The organism is Fuscovulum ytuae, assembly GCF_029953595.1.
Taxonomy (GTDB): Bacteria; Pseudomonadota; Alphaproteobacteria; order Rhodobacterales; family Rhodobacteraceae; genus Paragemmobacter; species Paragemmobacter ytuae.
The window spans coordinates 1128474-1149788 of sequence record NZ_CP124535.1 but is presented as its reverse complement, the minus strand read 5'-3'; the positions used below and the strand labels follow the sequence as shown (position 1 = coordinate 1149788).

20 protein-coding genes and 1 tRNA gene are annotated in these 21315 nt (G+C 63.7%); 7 read left to right on the top strand and 14 right to left on the bottom strand.

Annotated elements, in window-relative coordinates:
- Positions 1–130 precede the first annotated feature (130 nt).
- A complete protein-coding gene (locus tag QF092_RS05615) occupies positions 131–799 on the top strand; it encodes a VOC family protein (protein WP_281468428.1) in 669 nt (222 codons plus the stop codon).
- Here QF092_RS05615 and gph read toward each other — a convergent pair.
- The 4 genes from gph to QF092_RS05595 form a co-directional block, all read right to left on the bottom strand.
- The gene (gene gph, locus QF092_RS05610) at positions 786–1439 is read right to left on the bottom strand and encodes a phosphoglycolate phosphatase (protein ID WP_281468426.1); all 654 of its coding nucleotides are present in this window, start codon (positions 1437–1439) and stop codon (positions 786–788) included. The genes QF092_RS05615 and gph overlap by 14 nt on opposite strands.
- Complete coding sequence (locus tag QF092_RS05605; protein ID WP_281468424.1) at positions 1439–2821, bottom strand: NAD(P)/FAD-dependent oxidoreductase; 1383 nt, start codon at positions 2819–2821, stop codon at positions 1439–1441. The genes gph and QF092_RS05605 overlap by 1 nt, the downstream gene beginning before the upstream one ends.
- 9 nt (positions 2822–2830) lie before the next feature.
- Positions 2831–4192, bottom strand: a complete 1362-nt coding sequence (locus QF092_RS05600) for a glutamine synthetase family protein (RefSeq protein WP_281468422.1) — start codon at positions 4190–4192, stop codon at positions 2831–2833.
- A gap of 197 nt (positions 4193–4389) precedes the next feature.
- Complete coding sequence (locus QF092_RS05595; RefSeq protein ID WP_281468421.1) at positions 4390–5613, bottom strand: acyl-CoA dehydrogenase; 1224 nt, start codon at positions 5611–5613, stop codon at positions 4390–4392.
- Between the two features lie 53 nt (positions 5614–5666).
- Between QF092_RS05595 and QF092_RS05590 the strand changes: the two genes are divergently transcribed.
- On the top strand, positions 5667–6680 hold the full coding sequence (locus QF092_RS05590) for a LysR substrate-binding domain-containing protein (protein WP_337250660.1): 1014 nt from the start codon (positions 5667–5669) through the stop codon (positions 6678–6680).
- Here QF092_RS05590 and QF092_RS05585 read toward each other — a convergent pair.
- Positions 6640–6712 (bottom strand) — tRNA-Ile (locus tag QF092_RS05585). The genes QF092_RS05590 and QF092_RS05585 overlap by 41 nt on opposite strands.
- Before the next feature lie 79 nt (positions 6713–6791).
- Complete coding sequence (locus QF092_RS05580) at positions 6792–6983, bottom strand: hypothetical protein (RefSeq protein ID WP_281468419.1); 192 nt, start codon at positions 6981–6983, stop codon at positions 6792–6794.
- 153 nt (positions 6984–7136) lie between these two features.
- On the opposite strand from QF092_RS05580, the gene purM reads away from it, so the two are divergent.
- From purM to rnd, 3 genes are all read left to right on the top strand, one after another.
- Positions 7137–8174 (top strand): phosphoribosylformylglycinamidine cyclo-ligase, encoded by a 1038-nt coding sequence (gene purM / locus QF092_RS05575; RefSeq protein WP_281468417.1) that lies wholly within the window; start codon positions 7137–7139, stop codon positions 8172–8174.
- Entirely contained in the window at positions 8171–8764 is a 594-nt protein-coding gene (purN, locus tag QF092_RS05570) for a phosphoribosylglycinamide formyltransferase (protein ID WP_420026501.1), read from the top strand. Before purM ends, purN begins: the two co-directional genes overlap by 4 nt.
- A 120-nt stretch (positions 8765–8884) precedes the next feature.
- Positions 8885–10048: a ribonuclease D gene (gene rnd, locus QF092_RS05565; RefSeq protein WP_281468414.1), complete on the top strand. Its 1164-nt coding sequence runs from the start codon at positions 8885–8887 to the stop codon at positions 10046–10048.
- On the opposite strand, the gene QF092_RS05560 is transcribed toward rnd, so the two are convergent.
- Positions 10045–10503, bottom strand: a complete 459-nt coding sequence (locus QF092_RS05560; protein ID WP_281468412.1) for a hypothetical protein — start codon at positions 10501–10503, stop codon at positions 10045–10047. The genes rnd and QF092_RS05560 overlap by 4 nt on opposite strands.
- 123 nt (positions 10504–10626) lie before the next feature.
- Here QF092_RS05560 and QF092_RS05555 point away from each other — a divergent pair, with 123 nt between their 5' ends.
- A complete protein-coding gene (locus QF092_RS05555; RefSeq protein ID WP_281469782.1) occupies positions 10627–11034 on the top strand; it encodes a SufE family protein in 408 nt (135 codons plus the stop codon).
- On the opposite strand, the gene QF092_RS05550 is transcribed toward QF092_RS05555, so the two are convergent.
- The 3 genes from QF092_RS05550 to cobT form a co-directional block, all read right to left on the bottom strand.
- The gene (locus tag QF092_RS05550; protein ID WP_281468410.1) at positions 11031–11372 is read right to left on the bottom strand and encodes a DUF427 domain-containing protein; all 342 of its coding nucleotides are present in this window, start codon (positions 11370–11372) and stop codon (positions 11031–11033) included. The two genes, QF092_RS05555 and QF092_RS05550, sit on opposite strands and share 4 nt — an antisense overlap.
- 115 nt (positions 11373–11487) lie before the next feature.
- On the bottom strand, positions 11488–13284 hold the full coding sequence (locus QF092_RS05545) for an aminopeptidase P family protein (RefSeq protein WP_281468408.1): 1797 nt from the start codon (positions 13282–13284) through the stop codon (positions 11488–11490).
- Between the two features lie 93 nt (positions 13285–13377).
- A complete protein-coding gene (gene cobT, locus QF092_RS05540; RefSeq protein WP_281468406.1) occupies positions 13378–15246 on the bottom strand; it encodes a cobaltochelatase subunit CobT in 1869 nt (622 codons plus the stop codon).
- 222 nt (positions 15247–15468) lie between these two features.
- Here cobT and QF092_RS05535 point away from each other — a divergent pair, with 222 nt between their 5' ends.
- Positions 15469–16053 (top strand): NADPH-dependent FMN reductase, encoded by a 585-nt coding sequence (locus QF092_RS05535; protein WP_281468404.1) that lies wholly within the window; start codon positions 15469–15471, stop codon positions 16051–16053.
- 310 nt (positions 16054–16363) lie between these two features.
- On the opposite strand, the gene QF092_RS05530 is transcribed toward QF092_RS05535, so the two are convergent.
- The 4 genes from QF092_RS05530 to cobS all read right to left on the bottom strand — a co-directional run bounded on the left by QF092_RS05530 (position 16364) and on the right by cobS (position 21305).
- Positions 16364–17884: a methyl-accepting chemotaxis protein gene (locus QF092_RS05530; RefSeq protein WP_281468402.1), complete on the bottom strand. Its 1521-nt coding sequence runs from the start codon at positions 17882–17884 to the stop codon at positions 16364–16366.
- A gap of 98 nt (positions 17885–17982) precedes the next feature.
- Positions 17983–18375: a hypothetical protein gene (locus tag QF092_RS05525; protein WP_281468400.1), complete on the bottom strand. Its 393-nt coding sequence runs from the start codon at positions 18373–18375 to the stop codon at positions 17983–17985.
- Between the two features lie 257 nt (positions 18376–18632).
- Positions 18633–20156: a methyl-accepting chemotaxis protein gene (locus QF092_RS05520; RefSeq protein ID WP_281468398.1), complete on the bottom strand. Its 1524-nt coding sequence runs from the start codon at positions 20154–20156 to the stop codon at positions 18633–18635.
- Positions 20157–20330: 174 nt separating this feature from the next.
- Positions 20331–21305 (bottom strand): cobaltochelatase subunit CobS, encoded by a 975-nt coding sequence (gene cobS / locus QF092_RS05515; RefSeq protein WP_420026528.1) that lies wholly within the window; start codon positions 21303–21305, stop codon positions 20331–20333.
- Positions 21306–21315 lie beyond the last annotated feature (10 nt).

The following is a 21315-nucleotide window of genomic DNA, read 5'->3' as shown; positions in this document are numbered from 1 at the left end:
TCAAGAAAGCGGGGCCGTGGGTTTTGCGGCGGCAATCCTGTGGCGCGGGGCGTTGGGGCCAAAGACTCTGTTGATCGCGGGCATGGCTTCTGCCACAGGCATGTAACCGACTTGCAAAGGAAAGACAGCCGTGCGGATCGTTCCTGAACTCGCCGTCCGTGACAGGGCCGCCGCTGCGCATATGCTTGTGGAGGTCTTCGGTTTTTCCCGTGGGGAAGGGGACCTGCTTCATCTGGGCGATCAGGTACTTGCCTTGGTTCAGGGCACGGCACCTGCGCATGGCGTGATTGATCATCTGGCCTTGGCCGTACGGGATGTGGATCAGGCCTTGGCGGCGGCATTGGCGCAGGGTGCCCGGCTTGAGTCGACGACGCCCGATGGCCCTTGCGAGATTGCCGAATTCTGGCAGGCGGGCGTGCGCTATGTCTTTCTGCAAGGCCCTGAAGGCGCGCGGATCGAGTTCTGCGCAAAGCTTGGGGGACAGACCCGAGCCGATCTGCCGGGGCATGACCATCTGGGCATCCCCTGCACGGATATCGCGGCGACTGAGGGGTTCTTCCTTGCGCTGGGGCTGGCCCCGGTCGCCGCGGTCGATCTGGAGAGGGCAGACGGGGTTACGAAGGTCCGCTTCCTTTCGGCAGGCGACGGAATGGTAGAGCTTTACGAACCGCCCGCCTTGCGGGGGCGACCTTCGCCCTTTGCGGATGAGGGACTTTGGCGCGGGCTCCGCCTGATCGGTGCGGCGGCGGGGCCGGGTGTGCGTCTTGGCCCCGATGGGCTGCGCGTCACCTTGGGGTGAACCCGTCGACCAGTGCCGCGAAGGCATCCCAATGATCGAAGGCCGCGTGATGCGGCAGGCGGTCTAGGGGTGTGCTGCGATAGCCCTGTGTGAACAGAAGAAGCGGCACCTGCGCCCGCGCGGCGGTTTCGGCATCCACCTCGCTGTCGCCGACAAAAAGGATCGGTCCAGCCCCCAGCCGTTCGATGGCAAGGTGCAGCGGGGCCGGATCGGGTTTTCGCATGGGCAGCGTATCCCCCCCCACGATCACCGGAAAGCGATGGGTCCAGCCAAGCTGCGCCAGAAGCGCGCGGGTTGGGCCTTCGGGTTTGTTGGTGCAAAGGGCCAAGGGCAGGTCAAGCATATCCAGAGCCGCCGCCACCCCCGGATAGGGCTGCGTCAGACCGCCCGGATCATGTTCATAGCGCTGGATAAATCGGGCGCAGAGATCGGCATGGCGCTGCGGATCATCGGGAAGGTCCAAGGCCCGCATGACACGTGTGATCAAGATGGGCACGCCGCCCCCGATGAAACCCCGGATGGTTTCGAAAGACAGGGTGGGCAGACCTTCCTCGGCCAAGAGATGCGCGACACCGGCATGGATATCGGGTGCGCTATCGACCAGCGTGCCATCCAGATCGAAGACCAGTGCGGAGGCCATCACCGCCCCGTCAGCCAATTGCCGAACTTGGCCAGCCGTGAGGGCGGCCCCTGCCGTGCGGCCTCGCGCCGGTCGGCCATGCCGTAAAGCCCATACATCCCATGCACACCCAACCAACGCAGCGGTTCCGGTTCCCATTTCCGTACCCGGCGATTGACCCATGGCAAGCGCGTCAGGTTGGTCTGACGGTCCAGCGTCAGGTCCGCGAGCGTCCGCCCCGACAGGTTGGAGGTAGAGACACCCACCCCGACATATCCCCCCGCCCAGCCGATGCGGGTGACGGGATCAATCCCCGCCGTCGCGCACCAATCGCGCGGCACGCCGATCACACCGCACCATGCGTGATCTATGCGGAACGGCCGGGCGGCGGGAAAATGGCGGTGCAGGATATCGGTGAGGCGGCGGATGGTTTCAGGATCGGGAATGCCGGAATTGTCAATTGCCGAACCAAAGCGATAGGGCACCCCCCGCGCGCCCACGGTGATGCGCCCCTCGCGCGTGCGCTGGCAATAGCAATAGGCATTGGCGAAATCGCCAAGGATTTCATGCCCCGACCAGCCGATCTGCGCCCAAACCTCGGGCGGAAGCGGCTCGGTCGCGATCTGGGCCGAGTTTAGCGGCAGCCATTCCCGCCGCAGCCCCGGCAGGGTGGCGGTGAAGCCTTCGGTGCAGCGCAGAATCGTATGGGCGGTAACACTGCCCCGCGCGGTGGTGACGCGGCCGGGGGCAAGGCCTGTGACTTCGGTCTCTTCGTGGATGGTCACGCCCATCGCTTCGACCACCTGCGCCAAGCCGCGCACCAGTTTGGCGGGCTGGATGCGCGCCACGCCCCCCACCACCATCGCGCCAAGAACGCCGGGGATGTTCACGCGGCTGGCGGTCTGGCCCGCGCCGATCATATGGACGCGATCTTCGCCCCAGTGGCGGCGATGGGCGGTCTCCGCCTCACACCGGGCAAGCTGTGCGGGCGTGGTGGCGACCATCAACTCATCCGTGCGCCGGATATCTGCGTCGATCCCTTCGGCATCGGCCACGCGGATGATTTCATCCACCGTGCCGTTCATCGCCTGCACCATGGCGCGGACGCCCGCCTCATCCGACGTGGCCAGATAGCGGTCATGGTTCCAAGCAAAGCCCCCCGTCAGCCAGCCGCCATTGCGGCCCGAGGCACCGAAACCTGCGAAATTCTTTTCGCAGATCACGATCTTCAGGCCGGGATCGGCCTTCTTCAGATAATAGGCCGACCAAAGCCCGGTATAGCCCGCGCCGATGATGCAGACATCTGCCATAGTATCCCCCGGCAGGGGAGGGCGGCGTGTCTGGGGCAGGCCGATATCGGCATACCAGAAGGAAACGTCACCGATGCGGGCAGGGGCGGTCATCGCATCACCTCAGAGATACCAGTCATATTCGCGGGGTAGGACATCGGCCATGAAGGCCTCGAACTCCGCCCGCTTGATCGTGGCATAGGCGGCGGGGTAGCGGGTGCCAAGGTAATCGGCCATCAGGGCCGAGGTCTCCAGCCGATCCAGCGCAGTCCAGAGTTTTAGGGGCATTGCAGGGTCCGCCTCCTCCCCCGCATTTCCAGTTGAAGGGGGCGTGGGGGCAAGGCGGTTGGCAAGGCCGTGATGGATGCCTGCAAGGACGGCGGCCATGACCAGATAGGGGTTCGCTTCTGCCCCCGCGATACGGTGTTCGATCCGCCGCGCGGCCCCGCCCCCTGCGGGGATGCGGAAGCTGACAGAGCGGTTATTCGTGCCCCAAGAGGTGTTGACGGGGACGAATTGGTTGGGCGCGAAGCGGCGATAGGCGTTCAGATTGGGCGCAAAGATTGCCATGGCGTCATAGGTGGTGGCTTGCAGCCCTGCGATGGCATGCCCAAGCTGGGTATCGCCATCAGGCGCGCGGTCGTCAAAAATGTTGCGTCCCTTGGCATCCAGCAGGCTGAGATGAATATGTAGGCCAGACCCGGATTGTTCGGCAAAGGGTTTTGACATGAAAGTGGCGTCCAACCCGTGGCGACCTGCCACGCCCTTGACGATCCGCCGCAGCATCAGCGCGTGATCGGCGGCGCGGACGGGATCCGGCAGGTGGCCAAGGTTCACCTCAAACTGCGCGCCACCGTATTCTGCGGTCGCGGCCCCTGCGGGCACGCCTTGGGCTATGCAGGCGGCGTCAATCTCGCCCAATATCGCGGCCCATTCATCCAGCTTGTCAAAGGCCAGCACGCGTGGCGCCTCGGGCGCCCGGCCTGATCTTGCAGGGCGGGCAGGCGAGATGCGGCCTGCGGTATCCCGTGCAGGGTCCACAAGGTAGAATTCCAACTCGCAAGCTGTGACCGGGGTCAGGCCCAGATCGGCGAAACGGGTGACGACATTGGCAAGGATGCTGCGCGGATCGAACCACCATTGCGCCACCCCTTCGGGCGGGGCAGGCGCGATCAGGATTTGGGCAGTATCCTGCATCCAAGGCACCGGGGCCAGCGTGCCGGGAATGGGGTAAGAGGTGGCGTCGGGGTCGCCATCCGAAAAGCCGATCCCTTCGACATCCCAGCAGGCGCCAAGTGAATCCAGCGTGGTGATCCCGGCGCAGAAGGCCACGCCCGAAGTCCAGACCTTCGCCGCATCGCGGATAGGGTATCGCTTGCCGATGGCAGTGCCGCAAAGGTCGAACATCACCGCATCCAGAAAGCGGGTGCCGGGATGTGCGGAAAGATAGGAGTCGAGTTCGGGGGGCAGCGTCGCATGTGTCATGCGCAAGAGCGTAGCGGGCAAAACTGGCCTGTCATCCCCGAAAATGACCGGGCTGGTTAGGAATTTTGCGCCAGAAACGGCCGAAAATTCTTTGCAAAGAATTTTCGGCCATATCACCGCAAAACTCTTCTCGAAGAGTTTTGCGAAAGGGCGTCGGGAAAACTCTTCCAGAAGAGTTTTCCCGCCTCGGCGAAATGTCAGAAGAAGGCCTGCACGCCCGTGATTGCACGGCCAAGGATCAGGGCATGGATGTCATGCGTGCCCTCATAGGTGTTGACCGTTTCAAGGTTCACCATATGGCGCATGATCTGGAAATCTTCCTGAATGCCATTGCCACCGTGCATGTCGCGCGCCCAACGGGCGGCCTCCAGCGCCTTGCCGCAATTGTTGCGTTTGATGATCGAGATCATCTCTGGCGCGGCATTCGCCTCATCCATCAGGCGGCCCACGCGGAGGCTGGCCTGAAGACCCAAAGAAATCTCGGTCATCATATTGGCGAGTTTGAGCTGATAGAGCTGTGTGCCAGCAATCGGCTTGCCGAACTGCTTGCGATCAAGGCCGTATTGGCGGGCGGCATGCATGCAGAATTCGGCCGCACCCATGACGCCCCAAGAAATGCCATAGCGCGCGCGGTTGAGGCAGCCGAACGGGCCCTTCAGCCCCTCTACATTCGGCAGAAGCGCGTCTTCGCCGACTTCCACATCCTTCATCACGATTTCGCCCGTGATAGAGGCGCGCAAGCTCAGTTTGCCGCCAACCTTCGGCGCGGACAGGCCCTTCATGCCTTTTTCCAGCACGAAACCCTTGATCTTGCCGCCATGCGCCTCGGATTTCGCCCAGACGACGAAGACATCGGCGATAGGGGCGTTGGAAATCCACATTTTCGCGCCATTCAGCACATAGCCATTCGCGGTCTTCTTCGCGACGGTCTTCATCCCGGCCGGATCGGACCCGGCATCAGGCTCGGTCAGGCCAAAGCAGCCGATCCATTCACCCGCGGCCAGTTTGGGCAGATACTTCGTCCGCTGCGCCTCGGTCCCGTAGGCGTAGATCGGATACATAACGAGCGAGCTTTGCACCGACATCATGGAACGGTAACCGCTATCCACCCGCTCCACCTCGCGCGCGACAAGGCCATAGGCGACGTAGGATGCGCCCAGCCCGCCATATTCTTCGGGGATGGTCACGCCCAAAAGGCCCATTTCGCCCATTTCGCGGAAGATCGACGGGTCGGTGGTTTCCTCGCGATAGGCGGCGGTCACGCGGGGTTGCAGCTTTTCCTGCGCATAGGCGCGGGCCGCATCGCGCAGCATGCGTTCCTCTTCCGTCAACTGGTCGTTCAGGCGGAAGGGGTCTTCCCAGTCGAAACGGGCCAGATCGGGGGCGTCCTTGGCTTTGAGTTTGGGGGCGTCGAGGCTCATGTCATTTCCTCCGGTGCTGCGGTCCAGTGTGTCAGTCGGGCGCGAGTCGCGCTATGGCGGGTTGCGGCTTCTATGCCTTGGTTGTTTGTGCAATAATAGCGAAAGATAATCGTAACATTTTGAGGTTTGCTCACATGATCCCGGCGCGACGGCAGCTTCCCGCCCTGTCCGGCCTTTTGGCGCTAGAGGCGGTGGAGAGGCTGGGTACCACCACCGCCGCCGCGCGGGAATTGAACCTGACGCCGGGCGCGATCAGCCGCGCCCTGCGCGAGGTGGAGGCGCAATTGGGCGTAACGCTGCTGATCCGGGATCGGCAAAGGTTGCAGCCCACCCCAGCGGCACGGGACTATGTGGAACAGGCGCGGCGCGCGCTGGACCTGCTTGGGCAGGCAGGGCTGCGGCTGCGGTCGGGCGGGGGCGGCCGTGTGCTGTCGATTGCCCTGCTGCCAGCCTTTGGCATGCATTGGCTGGCCCCGCGCCTGCGCGACTTTCGCCAGTCGCATCCCGACATCTCACTCACCTTCAGCACGCGCTTGCGGCCTTTCGACCTGCGGGCCGAAGGATTTGACGCGGCGATCCATTACGGGCGGGCCGATTGGCCGGATGCCGAGCATCTGCTTTTGATGCGCGAGGAAGTGGTGGCGGTGGCTTCGCCCGATTTTGTGACGGGGCCGATCACGGGGGCGGCGGACCTGCTTGACCTACCGCTTCTGCAGATCGAAGGGCGCAAGGGCGACTGGGGGCGTTGGTTTGCTGCGCAAGGCCTGCCAGGGCAGCGCCCGGTCGGCATGGTCTTTGACCAATTCGCCACCATGCAACAGGCGGCCATCCATGGTCTAGGAGTGGCGCTTCTGCCGCGCTTTTTGGTTGTGGAAGATCTGGACAAGGAAAGGCTGGTCCCTGTCTGGGGTGGCCCTGTGCCCAGCGCGGGCAACTATTGGTTGGTTTGGCCAAAAGAGACCCCGTCCTTTCCGGCGATAGAAGCCTTTCGGAACTGGATCGCTGAAGAGGCGGCGGGAGGTGATGTAGGGCCGGAGGGACTCGAACCCCCAACCAAGGCGTTATGAGCGCCCGGCTCTAACCATTGAGCTACAGCCCCATGGGCAAGGGGGTAAGCCTTCCCCCCGCCCCGGTCAAGTGCAGGTTTCGTCCGTGGCGGGGGCTGTGACCTGATCGTTTCAGACTGTTTCGCCCAAGGTCAGGCGGCGCATCACCGCCCACGCGACGGGCACGCCAAAGGCCATGCCAAGCGCTGCCGCCGCGAGGATGGGTTTGAGGGTGACAAGACCCATGGTCAGGACGGCGATGATGCCAACCCCGGCCAAGGATGGCCCGATCAGGGCAAAGAGCAGCATGAAAAGTCGCGGCATGGCGGGTCCTCCGATCAGCGCGTTCCGGGGTTTGGATAGCATCGCGCGCGGCTTGCTACCTTGATCCGCATCAAGCCATGCCTTCCGGCGTTGCGGCGCGGGCGGGGGTGGTATATGCCGCGCCGCAAAGCGGGACAGCGGCGGAGCGGTGCGATGACGAACGGCCTTACCTATGCGCAGGCGGGTGTGGATATCGACGCGGGCAATGCGCTGGTCGAACGGATCAAGCCAGCGGCAAAGCGCACCACTCGCCCCGGCACCATGTCGGGTCTTGGCGGGTTTGGAGCGCTGTTCGATCTGAAGGCTGCAGGCTACAACGATCCGATCCTTGTGGCTGCGACCGATGGGGTCGGCACCAAGCTGCGCATCGCGATCGATACCGGAAATGTCGATACGATCGGCATCGATCTTGTCGCCATGTGCGTGAATGATCTTGTCTGCCAGGGTGCGGAACCCCTGCTGTTTCTGGACTATTTCGCGACCGGCAAGCTGGAGGTGGATCAGGCCGCCCGCATCATCGAAGGCATCGCGGAAGGCTGCGCGGCTTCGGGCTGTGCTTTGATTGGTGGCGAGACGGCAGAAATGCCGGGGATGTATCACAAGGGCGATTTCGACCTTGCGGGCTTTGCCGTGGGCGCGATGGAGCGAGGGCAGGATCTGCCCGCGGGTGTTGCGGTGGGGGATGTGCTGCTGGGCCTTGCCTCGAACGGGGTTCATTCGAACGGCTACAGCTTTGTCCGCAAGGTGGTGGAACTGTCGGGCCTTACGTGGGACGCGCCCGCGCCTTTTGCCGAAGGCAGCCTTGGCGCGGCGCTGCTGGCGCCCACGCGGCTTTATGTCAAGCAGGCCTTGGCTGCGATCCGCGCCGGCGGCGTGCATGGTCTGGCCCATATCACCGGCGGCGGACTGACCGAGAATCCGCCGCGCATCTTGCCCGAGGGCATGGCCTGCGAGATCGACCTTTCGGCATGGGAATTGCCGCCTGTTTTCCGGTGGCTCGCAACGACGGCGAATATGGCCGAGGCAGAGCTTCTTAAGACCTTTAACTGCGGGATCGGCATGATGCTGGTTGTGGCCCCCGACCGGGCCGAAGGCATCGCAGCCCTGCTGCGCGAGGTGGGCGAGACGGTGGTTGCGCTGGGCCAAGTGGTGGAAGGGCAGGGGGTCATCTACAAGGGCCGCCTTCTGTGACACGCCGCGTCGCCATCCTGATTTCCGGTGGCGGGTCGAACATGATGGCGCTGTTGCGCGACATGGGGCAGGGGGACCATCCCGCGCAGCCCGTTCTTGTGGCGTCGAACGATCCATCGGCCGGAGGCTTGGTGAAGGCCGCAGCCGCAGGCGTGGCGACGGTGGCGGTCGATCATCGCCCCTTCGGCAAGGACCGGGCCGCCTTTGAGGCCGCGTTGATGCAGCCGATCCTTGAATGTGGGGCCGATCTGATCTGTCTGGCGGGCTTCATGCGCGTTCTGACCCCTGCCTTCGTGCAGGCCTTCGCGGGGCGGATGCTGAACATCCACCCGTCGCTTTTGCCGCTTTATCCCGGTCTGCACACGCATCAGCGCGCGCTGGAGGCGGGGGATCAGGAGGCAGGCTGCACCGTGCATGAGGTGACACCCGTCCTTGACGATGGCCCGATCCTTGGGCAGGCGCGGGTGCCTGTCATGCCCGGCGATACCGCCGACAGCCTTGCCACACGGGTTCTGGAACAGGAGCATCGGCTTTACCCTGCGGTCCTGCGCCGCTTTGCCGCCGGGAACCGGACGCCGATCTATCTGTGACAGCCGCAACCTTGGCCGGATCATGCCGGGCTGTCCGTCACGTCTTTCCATTTGCCGCGCCCTTGCCTATAGCGGGGTTGCGGGATGACCCCGTGCCCCCTTGGCAGAACGGATCGCGAGATGCGCACGATTACCACGACCGAAGACCTCGCTGCCTTTTGCGAAGCCGCTAAGTCCGAACCCTATGTGACGATCGATACCGAATTCCTGCGGGAACGGACCTATTGGTCGAAACTTTGCCTCATCCAGATGGCGCTGCCCGGCAAGGACGGAGATGCTGTCCTCGTCGACCCGATCGAGGGCGATGAGATGAGCCTCGAGCCGCTTTATGACCTGCTCCGTCACAAGGCCACAGTGAAGGTCTTTCACGCCGCGCGGCAGGATCTGGAAATCTTTTTCGTCGAAGGCAAAGTGTTCCCCGACCCGCTGTTCGATACGCAGATCGCCGCGATGGTTTGCGGGTTTGGCGAACAGGTGGGCTATGAGACGCTGGTGAAAAAGATCGCCAAGCAGAACCTCGACAAGACCTCGCGCTTTACCGATTGGTCGCGGCGGCCCCTTTCGACGGCGCAGCAGGAATATGCGCTGGCCGATGTCACCCATCTGCGGGTGATCTATGAATGGCTTGCGGGCCAATTGGAAAAGAACGGCCGCACGAATTGGGTTGAGGAAGAGTTGGCGATCCTCACCGATCCGGCCACCTATACCGTGCATCCCGAAGAGGCATGGCTGCGGGTCAAGACACGCACCACGTCGGGGCGGTTTTTGGCCATCGTCAAGGAATTGGCCCGGTTCCGCGAAGATTACGCCCAGCGTCAGAATGTGCCGCGGTCGCGCGTGATGAAGGATGACGCGCTTTTGGAACTGGCCTCGACCCGCCCCACGTCGATGGAGGAATTGGGTCGGTCGCGCCTTCTTTTGCGCGAAGGGCGCAAGCCCGAGATTGCCGAAGGCATCCTTGCCGCGATCCGCGCCGGGATGGAGACGCGGCCCGACGAGCTGCCCAAGCCTGACCTTTCGCGCGAACAGTTGCAGGTGAACCCGGCGCTGGCCGATCTGCTGCGGGTTCTCTTGAAGGCGAAATCCGAACAGCTTGGCGTGGCGCCAAAGCTGATCGCCTCGGCCTCTGATCTGGACGCCATCGCGGCGGGCGAGCGGAACATCGAAGCGCTGAAAGGTTGGCGCGCCGAAGCCTTTGGCGATGACGCGATGCGCCTGTGTCGCGGCGAGATCGCGCTTTCGGCCAAGGGCAGCGAAGTGCGGGTCGTGCGGTTGGGCGGTTAGCGGCGCGAGGAAAGGGCGTTGTTCGCGCCCTGAACCACAATCTCCCGCACCTGATCAAGGCGAACAGCCGAGATGGACACGCCGACCGTAATCTCACGCGAACGCGGCGTGCCGGTGGGGGTGTCGATGATTGGTGGGAAGACGCGGAAGTCGTAGACCAGTACCCCGTTTTCATCGATGGGGCGGGCCACGAGTTCGGCATCCCACCAGCCTTGGCTGGGCGGAATGCCCGTGGCGCGGACAATGGCCCCGCTGGAATAGGCATCGACCGACAGCGAGGTGACATCCGCTACAAGCAAGCGCTGATCACGCGCCACTTCGGCGGTCTGTTGCACCCGTTCGCGACGGCGCGCGCCCCCGAACCAGTTGAAAGGATTGAGCCGCGAGTCACGCACCGCACCGCAGCCCGTCACCACGAAAGCCGCGCCCAAAGCCAGAACCACCCTGCGTTTCATTCGGTCCCCCGTCTGTTGTCCCTTGGGTAGCCCATGGCGCAGGCTTTGAAAAGCACCCCGCCGCATGGGGTGGACCTTTTCGCTGCAAGGCCCTAGGTCATGGCCAGAACATCGGAGAGCGTGATGGCCACCCCCGCCTTTGAAGAGATCGCCGAAACCTTCGACTTCCTTGACGATTGGGAAGACCGCTATCGCCATGTGATCGAATTGGGCAAGGCCCTGCCGCCGATGGATGAGGCCTTCAAGGTGCCAGCGACCAAGGTGCAGGGCTGCGCCAGTCAAGTGTGGTTGCAGCCGATCATCGCCGAGGGGCGTTTTGATTTTCAGGGCGATAGCGATGCAATGATCGTGAAGGGCCTGATCGCCGTTCTGCATGCCCTCTATGCGGGCCTGCCCGTGGCCGAGGTCGTGAAGGTGAATGCCCCTGCCGAACTGGCGCGGCTTGGGTTGAATGAACATCTGTCTTCCCAACGATCAAACGGGCTGCGCGCTATGGTCGAACGGATCCGGGCGGTGGCGGCGGCGGCCTAGCGCGGCTCCACCCGCACTTTGTCGGGGTAGAAGGCCAGATGGCCCGCGATGGCCTCTGCACCCGCGACTGGGCTTTCATAAGACCAGACGGCGTTTTCCAGCCGCGCCTCAGGCGTGACGATGCTGTAATATCGCGCCTCACCCTTGTGCGGGCAGGTGGAATGGCGGTCGGTCGGGTCCAAAAGCGCCATCGCCACATCCTCGCGCGGGACATAGATCACGGGCGGGCGCGCGCCTTCCACCAATTCCACGGCCCGCTCTGTCTCGCCGATGATGGTTCCACTCGCACGCACGATATAGCGGCCCGAAACGGGCCGGATTTCCAGCGTTACGGTCATGTCAGCCTCCCTTGCCTAAGGGTGATGATGCGCGTGGGCTGCCCCTACGGCAAGCGCGCGTTCACGGCTCGGCACGAGAGCGCGCATGGCAAGCCGTCGCAAGCGGTGTGTCGCCTTACAGCGGCGCGCAGACCGCCTTAAGCCAATCCGCCGCTGCGTCGCCTAGGCGGGCGGAAAGCTTGGCCTGAACCTCGGCGTGATAGGCGTTCAGCCAATCCCGTTCATCCGGCGACAGGCGGTCGGCCAGAATCAGGCGCCGGTCAAAGGGCGCGAAGGTCAGCGTTTCAAAGCAAAGCTGATCGCGCTTGTCGCCCAAGGGCGGTGCCTCTTGCACGACGATCAAATTCTCCAGCCTTATGCCGAAGGCCCCTTCGCGATAGTAGCCTGGTTCGTTCGACAGGATCATCCCCGGTTCCAGCGGCACCTCCGAGACGCGCGACAGGCGCTGCGGCCCTTCATGCACCGACAGAAAGGCCCCGACGCCATGCCCCGTGCCATGGTCGAAATCCTGCCCCGCCACCCAAAGGTTGAACCGCGCCAAGGCGTCCAGATCGCGCCCCGCGATGCCGCGCGGCCAGCGGACGCGCGAAATGGCGATAAGTCCTTGCAAAACGCGGGTATAGCAGGCGCGCGCCTCCTCTCCCGGATCGCCCACGGCGATGGTGCGGGTGATATCGGTCGTGCCATCGGCATATTGCGCACCGCTGTCAACGAGGAGGAGTTCGCCCCTCCCCACGGTGCGGTTCGTCTCATGCGTTACCCGGTAATGCATGATCGCGCCATTCGGCCCTGTGCCGCAGATCGTGTCAAAGCTGATGTCATGCAGCACATTCGTCGCCCGGCGATAGGCTTCCAGCGCGGTCACAACATCAATCTCGGTCAGCCCGCCTTTGGGTGCGGCATCGTCCAACCAGCAGAGGAATTCGACCATAGCCGCGCCGTCGCGCAGATGCGCCTCGCGCATGCCGGCCACTTCGGCGGCGTTCTTGGTCGCTTTGGGCAGGCGGCAGGGGTCATCGCCCCAGACGACGGTCCCTCCCGCACCCTCAATCAGCCGCGACACGGCAAGGGGTGCGGTTGCGCGGTCCACGCGGACCTTTCCCGACAGGGATTGCAACGTGGTTTCAAAGGCTTCTACCGGGTGCAGTCGCACGCCCGCATCCAAAGCGGCCCGCGCGGCGGGGCCAAGCTTGGCAGGGGCGGTAAAGACATCCACGGACCCATCCGCCCGCAAAATGGCAAAGCCATGCAGGATCGGATTGCGCGGCACATCCGCCCCCCGCAGGTTCAAAAGCCAACAAAGCGAGTCGGGCAGGGTGATCACCGCCGCCTCTTGCCCCGCCTTGCGCAGGCCTTCGGCCAGCCTCACCCGCTTGGCCTCTGAGCTTTCGCCGGCCAGCGTCACGGGATGCGGAAAGGCTGCGCCCACGGGCGCTGCGGGCTGGTCAGGCCAGATTGCATCGACGGCGTTTTCCACCGCGCGCAAGGTGACCTTGGTTCCCTTCAGCGCCTCTTCAAGACGTGTCACCTCATCCCCCGTATGCAGCCAGGGGTCGAACCCCACCACGCCCTCGGCCAGATGATCCGCGATCCACGGGCCGGGCTTGGTCTCTGGCCATGGCACGGGGGTGAAGGCCGTCAGATCGACCTGATGCTTCACCTGCACCCGATAGCGCCCGTCAATGAAGACCCCGGCCACGTCCGGCAGGACGATGGCAAAGCCCGCCGATCCGGTAAAGCCCGTAAGCCATTGAAGACGTTCATCCCGCGCGGCGACATATTCGCCCTGATGCACATCGGCCCGTGGGACCATGAAGCCTGCCAGCCCCTCGCCCCGCAGATGATCGCGCAGCCGCGACAGACGGCCCGGCCCGGCGGAAGGATCGGCGGAGGTTTCGAAATTCTGGAACATCGCGCCCCTCATGTTCTGTCGTCAAATATCCGCGGGGGTGAATTGGTCGTAGGCCATGAGGGGGGCAGACAGCCCCCCCTCTTGGCCGGCCCTTTACCCCGCCCGCCGCATCCCGGCCTTGGCGCGTTTCTTCGGATCGCTTTCGAACAGCCCTGCGAGTTGTTCTGTCATCGCACCCGCCAACTGCTCTACATCCGTGATCGTGACCGCGCGTTGGTAATAGCGCGTCACGTCATGGCCGATGCCGATGGCGATCAGTTCCACCTGTCGCCGCCGCTCGACCATCGCGATCACGTCGCGCAGGTGTTTTTCAAGGAAATTCGCGGGGTTGACGGACAAAGTTGAATCATCGACCGGCGCCCCGTCAGAGATCACCATAAGGATCTTTCGCGCTTCGGGCCGGGCCATCATCCGGCGATGCGCCCATTCCAGCGCCTCGCCATCGATGTTTTCCTTCAGAAGCCCTTCCTTCATCATCAGCCCCAGATTGGGCCGCGCGCGGCGCCATGGGGCATCTGCGCCCTTATAGATGATGTGGCGCAGGTCGTTCAGGCGGCCCGGCCCCTGCGGGCGGCCTTGGGCCAGCCAGCGTTCGCGCGACTGCCCGCCCTTCCACGCGCGGGTGGTGAAGCCAAGGATTTCCACCTTGACCGAGCAGCGTTCCAGCGTGCGCGCCAGCACATCGGCGCAGATCGCGGCGATCGAGATCGGGCGACCCCGCATCGACCCGGAATTGTCCAGAAGCAGCGTCACACAGGTATCGCGGAATTCGGTGTCCTTTTCCTGCTTGAAGGACAGCGGCGTGGTGGGGTTCGCGACGACGCGGGCAAGGCGGCCTGCGTCCAGCGTGCCTTCCTCCAGATCGAAAAGCCAAGACCGGTTCTGCTGCGCCTGAAGGCGGCGCTGCAGCTTGTTTGCCAGCCGCGACACCGCACCCTTCAGGGGTTCCAACTGCTGGTCAAGATAGGCGCGCAAGCGTTCCAACTCGGCCGGTTCGGCGAGTTCCTCGGCGCGAATTTCTTCATCGAAATCCGTGGTATAGACGGTATAGTTCGGGTCGGCATCAGAATAGGGCGCAGGTGGCGGCGGCTCAAGCGGGGCCTCACCTTCCGGCAATTCCGCCTCATCGCCCTGTTCCATATCGGCGCTGTCTTCCATCGTGACCTGCGCCTGCGACTGGTCCTGCTGTTCCTCTTGGCTGCGTTCGGGCGCAGCCTCGGATTCGTCGCTTTCCTGTTCTTCGTCTCCTGCGCTGTCGGGGCTGTCTTGATCTTCTTCAGCCTCGCCTTCCTGATCGTCGGGTTCGTCTTGATCAGGGTCGTCGCCCAGCTGATCGCCATAGCCGAGGTCAGAGATCACCTTGCGCGCCAGACGTGCGAAGGCGGCCTGATCCTCTAGCACATGGTCGATGTTTTCCAGCGTGCCGCCGGCCTGTTCTTCGATGAAACCGCGCCACAGGTCCATCACGTTGCCCGCACCTTTCGGCATCTCGCGCCCCGTTGCAAGGTGACGGACAAGATAGCCTGCCGCGACCGAAAGGGGCGCGTCCTGCATGTTGGTGATCTGGGAATATCCTTTGCGTTCAGCCTCATGCGCGATCTTGGCATCGATGTTGACCGCCGTGCCCGGCATGGCGCGGGCCCCCACGGCCTCGCACCGGGCGGTTTCCATCGCCTCATAAATCTCGCGCGCAAGATTGCCTTGCGGCGCGTAGCGGGCGGCGACGGTGTCATCGTGGAACTTGCGGCGCAGCGCGAAGGCATCGGCGGTGCCGCGCGCCAGCATCACCTCATCCCGTGTCATGCGGCGGGAAACCTGTGGCAGACGCACCCCCTCGCGGTTCATGCCGGGGGGGTCTACCGAATATTGTACCGTCATGTCCGGGTCATCGGCCATGGTGCGGGTGGCTTCGGCGAGCGCCTTCTTGAAGGGATCGGCGGGGTTGTCGGTGGGTTTGGTCATTGGGTCACGCGCAGGGCGGTGCGCAGGGTGCGGCACCTTTGGGGCAGATTTGCACTTGGGGCGGGCAGGGGCAAGGGCAGGCGTCGTCTTTCAGGGATCAATGGGACGAAAGGTGCGCGGATGCACAGGTGTTTTGCGTCCGCGCCGAATTGTTCGGGTCTGCCCAAAAGCCCATCTGTGAGGGGCAGAATTCAACCCTCCTCAACGGAACGGATCAACGCCATGAGCACCCCGAAAATCGCCCTTATCATTGGATCGACCCGCGACAGCCGCTTTGCCGATATCCCGGCGCAGTGGATGCTGGCGCAGGCCAAGGCGCGCACGGATATGACCGTCGAACTGGTCGATCTGCGCGACTATGACCTGCCCTTGTTCAACGAAGTGGCGTCGAACGCATGGGCCCCGTCGCAATCGGCCGCTGCCGTGAAATGGCAGAAAAAGATTGCAGAATTCGACGGTTACATCTTTGTCGTCGCGGAATACAATCGGTCGATCACCGGGTCTTTGAAGAACGCTTTGGATCAGGCCTATGTGGAATGGGCCAAGAAGCCGATGACGGCGATGGCCTATGGTTCGGTGGGCGGCACCCGCGCGATGGAGCATCTGCGCAACATCGCGGTGGAGTTGCAGATGGTCCCCACCCGCAATGCCGTGCATCTGGGGATGGGCGATTTCTTCAAGGTTCATCCGGGCTTTGGCGGGTCGGGCAATATGGCCGATGTGGAAGCGAACCTTCTGCCCGCTGCCACCGCCTCGCTGGACGATCTGGTGTGGTGGGCCAATGCGACCAAGGCTGCGCGCGGCTGATTTGACCGACATCTCCCTGTCGGGGAAAGGGGTGGCGAAAGCCGCCCCTTTTTCTTATGCGGCTGCGGGAAAAGGTGATTAACCGCAAGGGTTTGGCCGAAAACGCCTGTGCCCTGTTTTGTGCCGGGTTTTGTGCCGCAAACTGTGGGCACGCAGCGCGCGCTCGCAACGCGTTAAGGTTAACGCCGAAGCAAGACCTGTGGCGAACGCGGTGCAGGGCGAAAGCCTCGTCACTTCCGCCCGTTTCGGGGCGCAGAGTCCGCCCGCGCGCGTTGTCCAGTAGGATCGCTGCGCGCGGACGGCGCGGTGATCAGGCCGCCCGGAGATAAGGCAGGCGGGGGGCTTCGTCTTCCTGCGAGGCGGCACCGATCTTGGCCGCAGCGCTGGCGTTTTGCTGGATGACGGCGTCGAGGTCGCGGATGGCTTCGTTGATCTGTTCGATGCCGATGCTCTGCTCGCTAGAGGCCGCGCTGATCGATTGCACGAGGGAGGCGGTTTCCTGAATGGCCGGGACGAGGGCGGCAAGCTTTTGGCCCGCCTTGCGGCTGACTTGCAGGGTGGAGCCGGAAAGCTGGCCGATTTCAACCGCCGCCTCTTGGCTGCGCTCGGCCAGTTTGCGCACCTCGGCCGCCACCACGGCGAAGCCTTGGCCGTGCTGGCCAGCCCGCGCGGCCTCGACCGCCGCATTCAGGGCCAGAAGGTCGGTTTGGCGCGCAATCTCGCGGATGATGCCGATCTTTTCGGCGATGCTGGCCATGGCGGTCACGGCATCGGTCACAACAGCCCCGGTTTCGGCGGCGTCATGCGCGGCGGTCAGCGCGATGCGTTCGGTCTGGGCCGCATTTTCGGCGGATTGGCGGATATTGGCACGCATCTCTTCCATCGAGGCCGAGGCCTTTTCGGCGGCGGCGGCCTGTTCGGTGGCGCCCCGGCTGAGTTGCGCCATCAGGCGGTCCATCTCGGCCCGGCGTTCGTCGCGTTCGGCGGCTTGGGCGGCGGCGATGGTGGCGAGCCGCGCGCCTTCGCGCAGGTCATCGCGCAGCTGGATGCAGGCGGTGGTCAGTTGGCCCACCTCGTCGCGGGTGGCGACGGGGCGGATGTCCACGTCGTAATCGCGGTCCTTCAGGCGGTTGACGCTTTCCACCAGACGCCGCACCGGACGCATGGTGCGGTTGATCAGGAAGAAGCAGGCGACCGAGGCCGCAAGGATAAGGCCCAGCAGCAGCGTGCCAAGCGAGGTCGCGGTGGACATGAAGACGGAATGGATCTGCGCGATGGATTTGCCTGCGAAAAGCGCGCCCACGATTGCCCCTTGGGCATCGAAGACAGGCTCATAGCGGGTGAGGTAGGGTTCACCAAGAATGGTGGCATCGCCAATGAAGACGTCGCCCTGCATGAGAACCGGCAGGACCGGACCCTTGGGGTCCAGCGGTGTGCCGACGACACGTTTGCCATCGGCGGCTGTGATGCTGGTCATGTGGCGGATGAATTCCCCGCTTTCGGGTTGGAAGGCGAAATAGGTCACATGCACGCCGGTATTTGCGAAAACGGCGTCGACCGTGCCTTCGGGAATATTCGCGGGCGTGCCAGAGCCCGCCACGCCATGCAGTCGGCCATTTTCCTGCGGGGCAGGGGTGAAGCCTGCTGCCTCATGGGGAAGGGCGCGGGCGAATGCCCAGATGGCGGCGTTGACGCTTTCATGGGTTGCGGCGCGAAGTTCCGCTTCTTTCTGCGACAGAACGACCGCGAATAAGGTGGCACTTACCGCCACCATGGCCGTGAAAAGCACCGCGAGAAGCCGTGACCTAAGGGAAAGCTTGGGAATGCGCATGATCTGCCAGTCTCCGGAAAGATGTGCCGAGGATGTGACTATCAAAACGACAGTGACTTTCGGAATGTGAGGCTGAAATACAATCAGGGAGAGAAAGATCAGGACAGAAATGCCATGCATTGATTGTGCAGAGCGAGGGCTTGGCGGGCGGCGCGGGCGGTGGATGCGGCGTCGTCCTGCCACGTCCGGGCAAGGAGGGCGGCATGGGCGGCTTTGGCCTCGATCCGCCAGCCCATGACCCGCGCCTCTTGCCCCGGCGGGGTCAGCGCGGTGAGAAGGTCGAGGATGTCGGCCCGCCGTGCCTTGGTCGCCTCCGAAGCGGGGCCGTCCACGATCCATTGATGTTCCATCAGGGCCGACATCCGGCCCGCGCAGGCGGCGAAAAAGCGCAAGGGATCGTCGGGAAGATCGGCATCGGCCCGAGCCGCGACAGGTGCGGCGAGCGCGCAGAAAAGCGCCGTGGCGCGGAGATATGTTTTCAAACCGCCCATGATTAAAGCATTACGGCAGAAAATCTGTTTATCAAGCGAGCAGAAAGAAAACTTTTTGTGGTTTTTTCCGCAAGCCCGACAAATCCGGCACGATCTGCCACTGTTGGGGTCGGGGACCGCCGGGGAAGTGGGCGCTAATCCTGCCAGACGGGGCCGCGCAGGTGCCGCTGCGGCGGGCTTTGACCCGTCAGGGGGACAGGCCAAGGGGAAAGATGGGCAGGCCCCGCGCGGGAAGGCGGGGCCTGCGCCGGGCGGTATCAGGCGGCGCGGCGGAAGAGGGGTTCTGCCGCCTCCTCGGTGGCGGTCGACATGGTCACCCGGCCCGCAGCGGTGGCGTTCTGCTGGATCACGGCGTCGAGGTCGCGGATCGCCTCGTTGATCTGTTCGATGCCGATGCTTTGTTCGTTGGAGGCGGCGCTGATCGCCTGCACCAGATGCGCGGTCTTCTGGATCGCGGGAACAAGGCCGGAAAGACGCTCGCCCGCCTCGCGGCTGACCTTCAGGGTGCTGCCTGACAGGGTGCCGATCTCGGCCGCGGCCTGCTGGCTGCGTTCGGCGAGTTTGCGCACCTCGGCGGCGACCACGGCGAAGCCCTGTCCGTGCTGGCCCGCCCGCGCGGCCTCGACCGCCGCGTTGAGGGCGAGGAGGTCGGTCTGGCGCGCGATCTCGCGGATGATGGTGATCTTTTCGGCGATGCTGGTCATCGACTTTACGGCCTCGGTCACCACGGCCCCGGTTTCGGCGGCGTCATGGGCGGCCTGCAGCGCGATGCGTTCGGTCTGGGCGGCATTGTTGGCGGACTGGCGGACATTGGCGCGCATCTCTTCCATCGAGGCGCTGGCCTTTTCGGCGGCGACAGCCTGTTCGGAGGCGCCCCGGCTGAGTTGGGCCATCAACAGGTCCATCTCGGCGCGGCGCGCGTCGCGTTCGGCGGCCTGCGCGGCAGCGATGGTTTCCAGCCGTGCCGCCTCGCGCAGGTCATCGCGCAGCTTGATGCAGGCGGTGGTCAGTTCGCCCACCTCATCCTTGCTGGCGACGGGGAGGATCTCGGCGTCATAGTCGCGGTTCTTGAGGCGGTTCACCGTATCGACCAGACGGCGGACAGGGCGCATCGCGCGGTTGATGAGGAAAAAGCAGCCAAGGGCGGCGATGGCATTCAGGACAAGCATCACGAGGGCAAGCTGCACCGTGGTGTCGCGCAGCATGGTGGCAAGGATGGCGATGGATTTGCCCACGCCAACAGAGCCCACGATCTGGCCCGCGGCATCATAGACGGGTTCATAGCGCGTCAGATGCAATTCGCCGAGGATGATCCCGTCGCCGCTATAGGTTTCCCCGCGCAACAGCGCCGCCGTGGCAGGCCCGGTCGGATCAAGCGGCGTGCCCACGGCGCGGGTGCCATCCTTGGCGGTGACACTGGTCATGACGCGGATGAATTCCTTGCTGTCCGGGTCGAGCCGGAAATAGGTCACATGCACCCCGGTGCCGGCATAGATGGCATCGTTGACGCTGGGCGCGATGTCCACCTGCGCGGCATCGACGACAAGGCTGTTGATGCGCCCCTCGACCGGCGGTCCAAGGGTGAAGCCGCGGGCCTGCACTGGCAGATTGTTGGACAGCGCCCAGATCGCGGTATCGACCTTGTCGCTGGCGAAGTCGCGCAGTTCTTTTTCCTTTTCGGACAACACGAAAGCCACGAGCGCGGCAGTGACGGCGATCATGGTGGTGAAGATCGCGGCGATAAGGCGCGTTCGCAGGGACAGGCGTTGGATAAGCGTCATGCGGGTCTCCGGCACAGAGGAAGATGAAATATCGCCATAAGAACGGCGTGCTGTGCCCGAGTTTAGGTCGCGATTGCGAAACATTCGCATTCAAAGAATTTTATATCTATTTGAGAATAAAGAAAAAAGCCCCGCCGATGGCGGGGCCTTGATCCGGCGCGATGGGCGCGCGGGTTACTTCATCGCCATGGAGGCGGCGCTTTCGGGCAATTCCTCGCCGAAGCAGCGCTGATAGAATTCGGCCACCGTCTGACGTTCCAACTCATCGCATTTGTTGAGGAAGGAGAGGCGGAAGGCGTAACCCACATTGCGGAAAATTTCGGCGTTCTGGGCCCAGTTGATGACGGTGCGCGGTGACATGACGGTGGAAAGATCGCCATTCATGAAGGCCGTGCGCGTCAGGTCGGCCACGGTGACCATCTGGTTGATGGTCTTGCGGCCCTTCTCGGTATTGTAATGCGGGTTCTTGGCCAGAACGATCGCCGCTTCGGCATCGTGGGACAGATAGTTCAACGTGGCGACAAGCGACCAGCGGTCCATCTGCGCTTGGTTGATTTGCTGGGTGCCGTGGTAAAGGCCCGTCGTATCGCCCAGACCCACGGTGTTTGCCGTGGCAAACAGGCGGAAGGACGGGTGGGGTGTAATGATCTCATTCTGATCAAGAAGCGTGAGCTTGCCGTCATGTTCCAGCACGCGCTGGATGACGAACATCACATCGGCGCGGCCTGCATCATATTCGTCAAAGACGATGGCGACGGGGTTGCGCAGCGCCCAAGGCAGGATGCCTTCGTGAAACTCGGTGACCTGCTTGCCATCACGCAGCTTGATCGCGTCCTTGCCGATCAGGTCGATGCGCGAGATGTGGCTGTCCAGGTTGACGCGCACGCAAGGCCAGTTCAGCCGGGCGGCCACCTGTTCGATATGGGTGGATTTCCCGGTGCCGTGATAGCCTTGGATCATCACGCGGCGGTTATAGGCAAAGCCTGCAAGGATGGCGAGCGTGGTGTCGGGATCGAATTTATAGGTCGGATCGATTTCCGGCACGCGATCGGTGCGGTCGGCAAAGGCCTTGACCTTCATGTCCGTGTCGATGCCGAACACGTCGCGGACAGAAATTTCTTCGGTGGGTTTCATCACAGTGTCCAGCATTCGGTCCGCC